Annotated in this window: 17 protein-coding genes; 6 read left to right on the plus strand and 11 right to left on the minus strand. The window is 45.5% G+C overall.

Annotated elements, in window-relative coordinates:
* Window positions 1-101 precede the first annotated feature (101 nt).
* Window positions 102-269 carry a hypothetical protein gene (locus AAC636_RS12385; RefSeq protein WP_340301739.1) on the plus strand — a complete coding sequence of 56 codons (168 nt, stop codon included), beginning with the start codon at window positions 102-104 and terminating at the stop codon, window positions 267-269.
* 376 nt (window positions 270-645) lie between these two features.
* Here the strand turns inward: AAC636_RS12385 and AAC636_RS12515 are convergent, their stop codons facing one another.
* The gene (locus AAC636_RS12515) at window positions 646-1,248 is read right to left on the minus strand and encodes a TonB family protein (protein WP_445322582.1); all 603 of its coding nucleotides are present in this window, start codon (window positions 1,246-1,248) and stop codon (window positions 646-648) included.
* A 190-nt stretch (window positions 1,249-1,438) separates the two neighbouring features.
* Here AAC636_RS12515 and AAC636_RS12395 point away from each other — a divergent pair, with 190 nt between their 5' ends.
* From AAC636_RS12395 to AAC636_RS12405, 3 genes are read left to right on the plus strand one after another with little or no spacing between them, the layout of a single operon-like run.
* Window positions 1,439-1,744, plus strand: a complete 306-nt coding sequence (locus AAC636_RS12395) for a peptidoglycan-binding domain-containing protein (RefSeq protein ID WP_340301755.1) — start codon at window positions 1,439-1,441, stop codon at window positions 1,742-1,744.
* 16 nt (window positions 1,745-1,760) lie between these two features.
* Complete coding sequence (locus AAC636_RS12400) at window positions 1,761-2,285, plus strand: hypothetical protein (protein ID WP_340301741.1); 525 nt, start codon at window positions 1,761-1,763, stop codon at window positions 2,283-2,285.
* An 18-nt stretch (window positions 2,286-2,303) separates the two neighbouring features.
* The gene (locus AAC636_RS12405; RefSeq protein ID WP_340301742.1) at window positions 2,304-2,735 is read left to right on the plus strand and encodes a thermonuclease family protein; all 432 of its coding nucleotides are present in this window, start codon (window positions 2,304-2,306) and stop codon (window positions 2,733-2,735) included.
* 43 nt (window positions 2,736-2,778) lie between these two features.
* Here the strand turns inward: AAC636_RS12405 and AAC636_RS12410 are convergent, their stop codons facing one another.
* The 6 genes from AAC636_RS12410 to AAC636_RS12435 form a co-directional block, all read right to left on the minus strand.
* Window positions 2,779-3,279, minus strand: a complete 501-nt coding sequence (locus AAC636_RS12410; RefSeq protein ID WP_340301743.1) for a hypothetical protein — start codon at window positions 3,277-3,279, stop codon at window positions 2,779-2,781.
* Window positions 3,280-3,325: 46 nt separating this feature from the next.
* Window positions 3,326-4,168 (minus strand): DUF6804 family protein, encoded by an 843-nt coding sequence (locus tag AAC636_RS12415; RefSeq protein ID WP_340301744.1) that lies wholly within the window; start codon window positions 4,166-4,168, stop codon window positions 3,326-3,328.
* Window positions 4,169-4,265: 97 nt separating this feature from the next.
* Window positions 4,266-4,469, minus strand: a complete 204-nt coding sequence (locus AAC636_RS12420; RefSeq protein ID WP_340301745.1) for a hypothetical protein — start codon at window positions 4,467-4,469, stop codon at window positions 4,266-4,268.
* A gap of 10 nt (window positions 4,470-4,479) precedes the next feature.
* Window positions 4,480-5,091, minus strand: a complete 612-nt coding sequence (locus AAC636_RS12425; RefSeq protein ID WP_340301746.1) for a type VI secretion system-associated protein TagO — start codon at window positions 5,089-5,091, stop codon at window positions 4,480-4,482.
* A 16-nt stretch (window positions 5,092-5,107) separates the two neighbouring features.
* On the minus strand, window positions 5,108-5,746 hold the full coding sequence (locus AAC636_RS12430) for a hypothetical protein (RefSeq protein WP_340301747.1): 639 nt from the start codon (window positions 5,744-5,746) through the stop codon (window positions 5,108-5,110).
* The gene (locus AAC636_RS12435; protein WP_340301748.1) at window positions 5,743-6,684 is read right to left on the minus strand and encodes a TonB family protein; all 942 of its coding nucleotides are present in this window, start codon (window positions 6,682-6,684) and stop codon (window positions 5,743-5,745) included. Before AAC636_RS12435 ends, AAC636_RS12430 begins: the two co-directional genes overlap by 4 nt.
* Before the next feature lie 54 nt (window positions 6,685-6,738).
* Between AAC636_RS12435 and AAC636_RS12440 the strand changes: the two genes are divergently transcribed.
* Window positions 6,739-7,077 (plus strand): hypothetical protein, encoded by a 339-nt coding sequence (locus AAC636_RS12440; RefSeq protein WP_340301749.1) that lies wholly within the window; start codon window positions 6,739-6,741, stop codon window positions 7,075-7,077.
* Window positions 7,078-7,104: 27 nt separating this feature from the next.
* On the opposite strand, the gene AAC636_RS12445 is transcribed toward AAC636_RS12440, so the two are convergent.
* The 4 genes from AAC636_RS12445 to AAC636_RS12460 form a co-directional block, all read right to left on the minus strand.
* Window positions 7,105-7,761, minus strand: coding sequence for an HD domain-containing protein (locus AAC636_RS12445; RefSeq protein ID WP_340301750.1), 657 nt, complete (start codon window positions 7,759-7,761; stop codon window positions 7,105-7,107).
* 478 nt (window positions 7,762-8,239) lie between these two features.
* The gene (locus AAC636_RS12450) at window positions 8,240-9,703 is read right to left on the minus strand and encodes a hypothetical protein (RefSeq protein WP_340301751.1); all 1,464 of its coding nucleotides are present in this window, start codon (window positions 9,701-9,703) and stop codon (window positions 8,240-8,242) included.
* A gap of 67 nt (window positions 9,704-9,770) precedes the next feature.
* Window positions 9,771-9,965 (minus strand): DUF5710 domain-containing protein, encoded by a 195-nt coding sequence (locus AAC636_RS12455; RefSeq protein ID WP_340301752.1) that lies wholly within the window; start codon window positions 9,963-9,965, stop codon window positions 9,771-9,773.
* Window positions 9,966-9,999: 34 nt separating this feature from the next.
* A complete protein-coding gene (locus AAC636_RS12460; protein ID WP_340301753.1) occupies window positions 10,000-10,152 on the minus strand; it encodes a hypothetical protein in 153 nt (50 codons plus the stop codon).
* A gap of 138 nt (window positions 10,153-10,290) precedes the next feature.
* Between AAC636_RS12460 and AAC636_RS12465 the strand changes: the two genes are divergently transcribed.
* Window positions 10,291-11,280, plus strand: a complete 990-nt coding sequence (locus AAC636_RS12465; protein ID WP_340301754.1) for a hypothetical protein — start codon at window positions 10,291-10,293, stop codon at window positions 11,278-11,280.
* The last annotated feature ends 198 nt before the right edge of the window (window positions 11,281-11,478 follow it).

The following is an 11,478-nucleotide window of genomic DNA, read 5'->3' on the forward strand; positions in this document are numbered from 1 at the left end:
CATTTAGAGAGCTACAAGGCTTGGCGTGTCTAGCTGCCATAAAGTGATCCATCAAAGCCAATCAGCCGTATCCCTTACATAGTCACACGGGAGACACGGCAATGAACAAAGACAAACTAAAGCCATACCTTGTTGATTATCTTGATGCCCAAGGCCAAAAGATTAATGGGCAGCTAATCTTTGCTCGTGACTCAACCGCAGCTTCAATGGCTGTGCTGAACATACTGCCTGAAGCAAGAACAGTAGTATCTGTTCAACGTTCTATCTAGTTAATCACCAAAGTTTACACATGGCGATATTCGCCTTATGGTTGTCAGGCTGGTGTGACACCGAAGCTGCGTGGTGGTGTAGTCCCCCTCCCGCTTCCTAGCAGGGAATGACCCTCTGTTACGCCAGCACCCTTGCTAAACACATTAGTTGCACCTGCAAGATTTACTTTGGGCAGAACCAGCCTAGCTAATACTATGTTGGCGTGACTAAACGTGAGTGTATTGCTGCAAGTCCGTTCAGGTTGGTTGGTGGAGATCAACCTGCTGTCACGTCAACGCCACTGCACACACTGCTCAGCCAAAGCGGCTCCTGCCAAAGTGCTGGCTGCGATGGTTGTGGCTAAGATGATGCGCTTCATGGCGTGGCTCCGGTTCGTCATCTCAACCTCACGGGCAAGTCAAAGTTATAAAGTGTGTCTGGAAATGGGTCTGGCGCTGCTGGAAATGGATTTGCCGTTTCGAGGAATTGCAATAGGGCAGTATCAAGTTCGGGCACTCCAGAGCTATGAATAATTGAAGTTTCCTGAAGTGTGCCGTCACTTCGGAGCGTTAAACGAGCCACAAGATACCCGTCACCCGTTGGGCGGTCAGGAGTCGAGTTAATCCACTCAAAAATAGCCTGACCCCAATCCGCCATAAGTTCAGGATTGGACATTACGGTATCTGGAAGATTTGACGATGGGATCTCTAGATCTCCAAAAATGTCATAACGTGTTTGATAATCATTGGTACAGGCAGCCGAAACCTCTGCGTCTCGTCTAGTGTGAATGCAGCTGTACAATGCACCTCCGTACTCAACTAAGATGTGAAATCTTGCAGATGAGAGGCTAGGGGCTTCGCTTGAAGAAGCGATGATATTGCCGCCAATTATGATCGTTTCTGCTTCATGGCCTCTAATAACGTTATCTTGCGCATATGCTGAGCTACCCCAAAGCGCAGTCAGTACTAAGACAATGATTTGACGCATTATTATTTTCATACAATGATGACACTATCAGGATCGTGAATAGTCAAGGCTCACAATGTTTCGCTTTTGGATTGTATTATGCTTTGTTGTGGTGAGTTCTAACATCCCAAGCCAAGGTTTTGCGCACTCTGGTGGGCTGAACGCTCAAGGCTGTCATGGTGGAAGCCGCCCTTATCATTGCCATCGCTCACCTAGTGAAATGATGCCCTCTAGCTCCGGAGGTTATCGGTTGAGATGTGATTTGGGCAGCCGCTCTCGAGACTGTGTTTCTGGGGCCGGTGCAGCCGGTGCGTACAATGCTTCCGTCTTGTCTATCCAATTGGATTTACAGAGGCATTGCACAAACCTTCCCGTGGGTTTTGTTGATGGTAGAATGGGCCCAATGACTTCGGAGGCCATCAGGCAGTTTCAACGTTCTTATGGCTTAACTGTTGATGGTGTTGTGGGTCAGAGAACACTTTCTGCGTTAGCCTCAACACCAAATGGACGATGCCGAATGAACCGTTAGGTCATGGGGAAGTTTTATGTTTTTCAGTCAGCACAAACGTCTAGGAACTCAAACGGGTCAAGGTGTATGGCAAACATTGCAAACCGCTTCACTTACTTCACGTTTGGGATCCAAAGGGTTTTTTGATCCACCAAGCGACTTTTACTTCGATAGTTATATTTCAGGCTTTGTAATTGGAGCTGTGACTGGAAGTTTAATTGCAGGAGCCAAAGGCAGCAGATGGTCATCCAAGAAAAAGGGTGAGTTTATGTACTGTGCGTTGGAAGTGGTTGATCCATCTTTGACCGTAGCTAAGATTTTCTTAGGCGATTTGTCTGTGAGCGATCAAAACTTGCATGCCGAAGGCAATACCGATGGCTTGAGCGTATCTATGGCAGTGTACAACGGACTGAAGCCTGATGACCCCGATCCTAAAGTTGTTAGGGCACGAGAAATGGCAGAAATGTTTTCTGGCACTCTTGGTTCCAAAGGAGACTTGGGGGGTGCCCTGATAAGCTTGACTATCCAAAAGTATATGGCTGAACGCTGGGGCGAATTTTAAACGTTGGTTGTTCCGTTGATGAATTTGCAACTTATCATCGCATTAAACACGGCTCTCCTTGTTTCTTTATATTCCTCTGCGTGCACCGCTAATGGTCCACAGATTTCTGGAGAGGTTACTCATGTCAGGGATGTTGACACCATTGAGTTGGGTGGCGTCGCCATTCGTTTGAATGGGATCGATGGGCCTGAACTTTCTACAGATGTTGGTCAGGCAGCCAAGCAATTTATGACTTCGTTGGTGTTGAACAGGGAAGTGGTATGCGACCTAACGGGTGAACGTAGTCATGATCGGCTAATAGGCGTTTGCCATTTGAATGGAGAAGACATCGGAGCAACAGCTATAGAAAATGGCTTCGCACTAGATTGCAGAAGATATTCAGGCGGCAGATACGCTGACCTTGAGCTTCAATCTGCCATTACTGCGATTCAAAGAGCTTCTTACTGTTGAGCTAGTTTTCGAGTGTGGTCATATGCCACGCAAACGAAATCTATTAACGCCAATTGATTTTAAATGAACCGATTGTTTCCATAAACAAAGCTGCTTTTAGGTCAATTTGAAGTTTGTCGGCAGTTGCTTTTGCGCTGTCTATAAGAGGGTCGGACACACCTGCTTTCAGTTTGTCATGGACCACTACTGCACAAATACTGGCATGGTCTCTACCAGTACAGAAATCAGGGTCGCTTGCGAGTTGTCTGGCAAAATCAAGATCTTTCAAAAAACGATCAAAGCCACATGAATTTGTGAAGCTAATTTTCTGATACAAGTCGAGCTGAAATTTACCTCTACGATCCTTACTCCAATTCAGGGCATCAAACCTTAAATCCATTACGGCAATCGAATATCCGACTATGTAACCGGAAACGTATGGCTCCATCACGAAAGCGCTTGGAACATCCTGTCCATGAAAAAGCGAACCGAAAATCTCTTCTAACTCGCTGGCCAATCTAGATACCTGAAGCTCGGCTTTATTTCCGCCAAAGAGTCCAAACATGCCCACGTCCTCAACGAATGATGTGTAAGAAGCTTTGCATTACGGCTTAACCTCTTTGATAGCGCCAATAGAACAAACCTGCAGTGGCAAGGTCAATTCCTATCCATATTGGTTTGTTGAGATGAACGGGGACAAATGGGTTAAAAAGAGCGCCTACTATTGCAAAAATAATCCAGCTCTCATTGCTATGTTTGAAATCGTAATAAGCGACCAAAGCCGCTGAAGCACAAACGGCCACCCTCAAAAGTAGGTAATAGTCGTACGGGAGCGGTAGGACACCAAGCAAACAAAAAGCTATTGGAATTAATAAGAACTTTGAAGCACTCAACGACTTTTCGGTGGAATGCAAAGTCTGTCCCATTCTTTGTGTGTGATTTTCTGTCGGTGCTTTAATAGGAGTTGACGGAATATCAGTCACACTGCCTTCGTTAGATTTCAGCTGCTGCCTTTGATAAAGTGCGGTTGGCTCGAAGCCCTTAGCACTTGTAATCATTTCCTCTGTAATGCTGTCGTCCATCAACCATGCTACGCTTTGGATATGCCTGCGGCCTCTTCTTTTTAATGCGTCCCAGAGCCTTACAACATCACCTGTAAGTGACGGGTCAGTTATGCCCTTACACGTGAACATTAAAATCATTAGCTGAGGAGTCATCATCATTTCGCCATTTGCTTGATGTGATCTGATCCGTAGCTCTAAGGCAGTAGCTAGCGTAGACAACTCCTTGGTGTGTTCGGGGGCATACTCCATGAACCAATCGTCCATGTCGGGTGACATGGCTGTCATACGAAAATACTCGCCTACAGTCTTAATAAGCATACTTGCGACAATATCGTCTTCGATATGTTGCATTCGCTGCATGAAGTCTTCGAGCCACTCCTGTGTATCCATGCTATTAGTTCCCATACCTAGTCGGACTGACATCTCTAGCGCTGCTATTTGGTGTTAGTCTATTTCGCCAATGCGCCCACCCAAGATCAATTCTGCGCTACATCCTTGAGTTATACTCGTCCTGTTCGAGCAGCAGGTCAGTCATTTCAGTTAGGTCGTCATCTGAACACTCATTCACATTGGTGCAGACGCTATATTCCTCAGCCATGCTTGCAAGGATCATCGTGCCATCGTCATGCAGCTTCGAAATAGTGAAGAGACAGGCAGCTAATGTAGCTATGATGACAAGAAGGAGTTTCATAATGCGTTACTCACCATCCACAGGCGTCTCGAAGTGGCTGAATAGCCTCATCTAGCCCTGAAATGTTGAAGCTTACCTCAAATGCACTTTCACCATATGGCATCATCCGAGCCAGCAACCGTTCGTTATCCAGCATTTCTCTTATAAACGGTATTGCTTGGCCTCCCCGCCACAAGCCAAGGGATCGGTTATTGGTGCTCTCCGTGAACCCCTTCACTCTAGGAGCTTCATCATCCAGACGGTAAGTTACGTCTCCGTAATTATTATATCTGCTAGACGTCATATGGCATCCAGTGGAGAAGATCGCCGATGTTGTATTTTCTCTACAGCGGAGCAGCAGAGTTACAGGATTTCCACTGCTCCAGCTGCAATAGACCGGCTGCTCTGACTCCAACCTCAAATAAACGTTGGTCTCGTCCGTCATTGCTGACGTTTCAATGCTGACTACCCAGTTGCCGTTAACAGGAGTTGCATCGACTGGTTCTGATTGGGGTCTGGGAAACTGACGGTCAAAACAAGCCAAACGCTCAATTCCGTCCTCAATTAGTGAGCATTCATTAGCCTGAACAGAAGTTGCGCTAACACCAATAGCAAAAAGCATCATCAATAAAAACGTTCTCACGGAGACATTTCCTCCACTAGTCATAAGAGACACTGGTGCCATCACTAAAAAGTACCTCATCCAAATCCAACTCAATATCAACAAAGTCAGGATTGATTTCGATTAAGCGTTTCAGGCCGCTCTCACCAAACATGCCATCACCGTCATATACGCCAGTGTGAGTAACGCTTGTTCCAGCGGTAAGATTGATGTCCCTTGGAAGGCGCAATCTTCCAATGTCAGACCCTAGTCGGTCACTGAAGTTTACGGAGCCATCTAAGATAGCAATATCGTTGGTTGAGACATTCTGGATTTCTAGAGTGATCCGAACTGGCGTGAGTGCCATATACATTCCATCAGGCTCTTCCGCTGACCAACTCAAAATCGCAAGCGGTAACGTCTGTTCAGGCTCTGCGGTCGATACCAGCTCTTCTACATCAGATCCATCAGCGTCTAGGTTCATGTCATCCAGTGTGGTGCTGACTATAGCGCCTAGCACATCTTCAAGCGTGGGCGTGACAGGCTCTGCCTCAGAGCTTAAAGCCGCAACCGCTTCTTTAAGCGCCTCTAGTTCTTGGATTATATAATCAAGCTTCTGATCAATTGTTTGTTCTTGTGCAGTTGATGGAGAAACCATCGCAACAAGGACAGCCAAAATCGTGAATGTTCTTTTCATCGCAACCTCAGCGGAAGGTCAAAGTTGTATCTGCTTGGTTCAATTCCTTCAGGTGCTTCAGGATAAGGGGCGCTTCTATCTATGAAACTGAGTATTTCGTTGTCTAAGTCAGGGCTACCGCTACTAATCAATATTCTCGAACCATGCAGTGTTCCATCAGCCTCTACTTGAAGCCTTACTGTTGCAGCCCCATTTCCCTGAGGACGGTTTGGTGTGGCTTCTATTTTTTGCAGTATATTGCTTCCCCATTCGTTCATTAGGATTTGGAGTTCCATTGCGGTAACTATGAGTGGTTCTTCATAATCTTGTGGCAGAACTTGATGCTCCAAGATGAAGTCCAGCTCGTCCACCACTAACGACAAATTCGTCTGAGCTTCCGCCACTACTTCTGTGCTGAGGCCCTCTGGCATGTTCAAAGGAACCCCAATATCGCTAAATACTTCGTAGCAAACAGGATTAGTCAAAGCTCCTCTGCGGTCACTGTTGTACCAATCTATGCATTCGTTTTGCGTCTGTTCGATAAACGCATCGGCTCTAGCCGCTTCGTATTCTGTGAAACTTGTCAGAACTCGTTGATAAGCGTCTATTTGCTCTCGTAGCTCTGATATACGAGTTGAGACTTGCTCTTGGTACCTGACGATATCGTTTCCAACACTGAATGATTGAGATCGTCGATCGTAATTCCAAGCCGCATCACCTGTAATACCTCTCAAACAAGCTACTGCGTCATCGATGTCCACTTCAATTTCTGTCCAGCCAGTTATTCGGCTTACAAAGTAATTTACCGTACCTTCCTCTGCCGAAGGATTATCAATCCAATGTTCACAAGCGTTAATAATGACCTGCTGTTGCTCTGAAGTTGCAGCTAACAATGGCCCTGCTGTAAGCAACACAGCAGCCAGAGAAACAGTAATACTTTGATGAATGCGTTGCTTCATATAACAATGAGACCATTCGAATAACGATGCGTCAAGGATATCAGGGAGCTAGTCATGATCAGAGCCATTACGCAGCTTTACCGCTTCTTATTTTCTGCACTTGTAATAATAGCAGTTGCTCTTCCGATCATTGGTTTTCTTGTTAGCCCAAAGCTTGATTATCCACCAATCATGGCTGTCATCGGCATGATTTTCTATGTGTTCTTCTTGGTCATTATTGTTGGGGCATTAGCCGTGCAGCTAGATAACAACAGGCTGCTTACTCTGATTGCAGAGGGGCAAAAAGGCCAGCCAAATAGCCAGCGAGATACCGCTGCTTCAGTCGCTAGCCGTAGAACCATCAGCCCTCCTTTGCGAACAAACAAGCAGGCCGCTGATGATAGTGACGACTGAGATGAAGCACCTGTTGAGTAACTTTATCTAAAGATTACTCTTTACAAAATTCTTAATAAAGTTTTCAGCCTGAGCATGATCGAGGCCCGCTCGTTTTGCCTTGCGAGACAACATCTCTAATGCCGCATTTTGTGCTTGGCGTATGCTTCCAAGGTCTTCGTATGCCCGAAGAATTGCCAAATCACAGCGTTTTTCAAACTCCTTCATACCAGCAACATGTTTGTACGGAAGTGCATCAACAACCCGTTGCGCCCATTCAATGTAATCAAGCCGCCTTTGCAAATCCCAACCGTCTGGTGGTGACTTGCTGAGCGCACCTATATTGGAAGTTTTGTCTGCCAATTTCACAAGCGCAGCAGAGGTTGTTTTCTTTGGAGCATTATGCACTTGCAGGGCTTTCCGCTCAGCTTTTGGGAGGGATTTGTCATCTGTCAATTCACCCACAATTTGAGTGATATCAGTTCCAAATTCTTGTTCTAGTTCCAACAAAGACGTAGGGGGACAGTCTTCAACGGTGTCATGTAACCAAGCGGCGGCTTGTTCTATATCACTGCCTCCCCACTGCTTAACAAGATCACAGACTTCTTCCAAATGCGTCACATAGGGTTCTTTGGCTTTACCTTTACGGAACTGGCCAGCATGACGCCCACGAGCAAAACGCTCTGCGTTCTCGACAATGTCCATCCAGACACTCCTAATAATTTTCGGAAAATGGCGGCAGAAATCTAGGCCGCACTCAGTATTAAATAATTACTTTGCAGCTGTTTTCAAGAGGTGCCACTAGGTAACATACCTAGCCGTCGGTAGGCCAAATCGAACGCTGTTTTGCTTCTTTCCCACCACTGCTCATACAACACTTTGCAGGAGTGCTATGAAGCACTTGCACAACGTGATTCCAATGAAGTGCGGCTTATTAAGAACAACAGAAGTGAGTTGGTACTATTTGGTCAGGCTAGGGGTCACATTTGGACAGAAGTCTGTGTTCGCACTGCAATGTAGCCAACTAGTGTGGAACCCTTGCAGCGTAGCAGGTTCTTATCCTTATCGTTAGTAGTAAAGTGAAGCTTGGGGCGTGGCTTGGTAGTTTAACATTCATAACGTTATCAGTTAGTTAGTCTGTTTTGTCTGCTATATGCCTTTCTTCTCTCCTAACCGTTCCAAGTTAGACTACCTGCTGTGAACCAAGAATGTATCTGCTTCCCTCTAGCGTCGTTAGCTTCAAGGCAGGTGTGCAACTAATGACATTGTCTCGCTTAAAGTTCTTACAGTGCTCAATCACGTAAGACTTAAAGGTGTCTTGGTAACAAGCCACTGCTGCTTCTTCGTGTAATTGTTTGACTATGATGCAGTCATGTACGGAGTAGGCAGGTAAATCCATAGCCGTCAGTCTAAGAATGGTACGCTTCAATATCTCAGCTTCATGATAGCTAATAAAGCCAGTACCATTCATGTACTTCTTATCTAAGTGTCTTAGTGCAGGTACAGCCACCAATAGTGCTTCACGATAGCTATCCCAGCTACCTTCTGTCTCAAAACATCTAGCGTTCTTAGACGATGGTTTCTCTTTGTATGGATCGCCTAAGCCTATAACCTCTAGTGCAACTATCTTAAGTAAGTCCCTGTTTAGATGTGGTGCTGTATCCTTATAAAGGTCTGTCCACCTGTCTGATGTATTGATCCTCTCTCCCATCAACATGGAGAAGGTGACAGCCTGTGAAGCATTCACATCAATGCTCACAACTGGTTCACCATCAATCTTGAATTGAAGTCGTGTCGCTTCCTTCTGATTAGTCCAGTAGCCGTAAAACCTGCCACCAGCATCTAGTCTACCTTCATGGAAGACCCTGTGTGCTGCTGCTGCAAAGGTCGTGTGGCCATCATGAGTAACCTCTAATGGGTGCTTCAGGTAGAAGGCATTAAGCTTTTTAACCTCATTACGAAGTACTGTTAACTCTCTACCAAACTTAGTCTGTGCTTCTGTATTGCTGAAGCGAGGTGGCTTACTTTTAGTTTCTTTACGTTCTTTCTTCTGCAGGTAAGTTTCTGGTTTGTTTACCTCTACAATCCGTGAGTAAGCATCTACCATGTGAGCGTCTTTGATACGCTGCAGGTATTCAGAACCAACAAACCTGTAACGGGTCACATCTGCAAATGTACCGATGCCAGTGCCAAAGATCTCAAACTCAATATGCTGAGGTGTAGTCCAGCCCCCAGAACCGTCAATTCGTTCTAGAAAGCTACCATTGAGAGCTTGTACAACTTGATCAATAGTACTTCTGCCAACGCCACTAGAGTATCCTTTGAAGGTGTTGTTGTTTTTACTGACAGCGATGGTCTTATGACCTTTTACATCAAGCTCTTTGACTGCCTGAAGAAGGCTAGCAACTACGATCCTGTACTTGCGACCTCGTTGGCCTGACAAAGTTAAGCCATGAGCCTCACATATCTCGTCTACAAGATCGTTAGCATTCTTGTTGAATGCTGCGAATGTTGGTGTCCAGAAGATAACGTCCGGATGTCGATACCTGTAATTGGGATCACAGGTAACAAGCCTGATTGCTTCCAATTTCTGGTCAGCAGTTAAGCTTCCAAAACTGTTGATGTTGCTCAATTTCATATCTGACATGTGCTTCCTTCCCCAATATCTAAAACAAAATGGGTGGCACACGAGGTGCCACCCTTGAGTTGATCAATTAATCATTGGGGATAATCCAGAGATCACTCTGAGTGGCCGTAGTTTCACTAGGCCACCACCTACGGAAATCGTCAGTGTCTAGATCGGCGGGAACATACCACTTGCGAAGATCGTTGTCCCAGCGGCCTCCAAGGCTCTTACACATGTCTTTTTCGTCAAATGGGCAGTTCAGGTAAAAACGTTTCTTAGCCATATTGTTCTCCTTTTTTTGGTGATTGCCGCTCAAATCAAAACTTGAATGCAAGTTGGTTCAGTACATCTCCGATGGACCGAAAGCTGAGGGGCTCGTCCAAATCTTCCATCGCCTTTTTGAACTGGGTTTCGATAAACTCTTCATCCCGAAGAATGTCGATTTCGAGGGTTGGGACTTCTTGTGACATATTGATCTCCATCAATGAGTTTCGGTGCAGAGAGTGGAGATGTTTGTGAGGTTAACTCCTACACTCACATGCTCATCACACACTTCTCACTGACGTTAGGAAGTGTGTGTATGAGCGTGAGTGTAGGCGTGTACCGACATGCGTGTACGTGCGTGCGCACGAGAACGTAAAGTGAACAAATTATTGAAAAGAGTGTTGAGATGTGATATGCTGAACGCTCATTTCCCGATTGCGAGGGCTTTAATGTCAAACGTGCACTATCTCGACATTCCTTTCAGAAAGCCCCTGAATACACATGCAATCACAGACGAATTAATTGATATTTTATATGACTTCATGCCCGAGCGGATCAGTCATTGGTCTTTAAAATTAGCACAAGCTCAGTTCAACGAGCGCCAAGCAGCAGGACATTCAACGTGGCTTGATAGCGTTCAAATCTATGTTGGATTGCCAACATGGGTGGTCAGTGAAGAGCAGATGTTCTCTGAGGCTATGGCACATCTAAAGTGTCCCCTTGGTCTTCTATTGGATTTAGATCGGATCACCGAGACTTCGCTGCAATGCGCAATACCTTACACTAAGACGGACACACTAACTAAACGTCCCTACCAAGGCCTTCTCCATAGTCTTTCCATCAGCATCATAACGTCTGCTAACCGCCTAGATGAAGACATCAAGAATAGGACGGGTGATTTCAGGGGCGGGGAAGATGAATTTGAACGACTAATTACCGATGAAAAAAATCACATCCGTGAGAAGAAAGAGTTCTTGGTCAAAAGAATGAAACGCATGGAAGCTTTCGACCTGTCTTTGGATGTGATCCGTAATTCATTGGTTACATGCAAACAGCTTGCAGACGGAAATGACGAAACGATCAAAGCCTTTCTTGGTCTTTCATCGGTCACTCCAAAAGCTGATGTCGAAGCTAAAGAGATATACTCACAATTTGACATGCATGAGTTTTTCGAATGGGCATCACACCACTTCGGCTTGGACGATTACTATGAAGACGGAGAAGACTTAATTTTCCAAATTAAACGTCATCTGGGGTACAAAGAGCTGAACCTACCAACTGAGCAAGACTTCAAGTTTCTTTCGAGCATGGTTGGAAGGACATCGATTTTATAGAAGGAGGACGAAGAATGATTTGCGTTGGTTGTGGAGTTAAAATCGAAGAGAAAACTAAAGCATGTCCAAGTTGTGGGCGATCAGATCCTGCGTCACTTCGCTTTGGCGCTTTAAAGATTACTCCAAGCTTTTTTGGTTTCATTCTTTTCATAGTGGCCGCATATTTTTTAGTTGGTTTTTTTATCTAGGCCCCCCCCA

Origin of the sequence: Roseobacter sp. HKCCD5988 (assembly GCF_037830355.1) — a bacterium.
Taxonomy (GTDB): Bacteria; Pseudomonadota; Alphaproteobacteria; order Rhodobacterales; family Rhodobacteraceae; genus M30B80.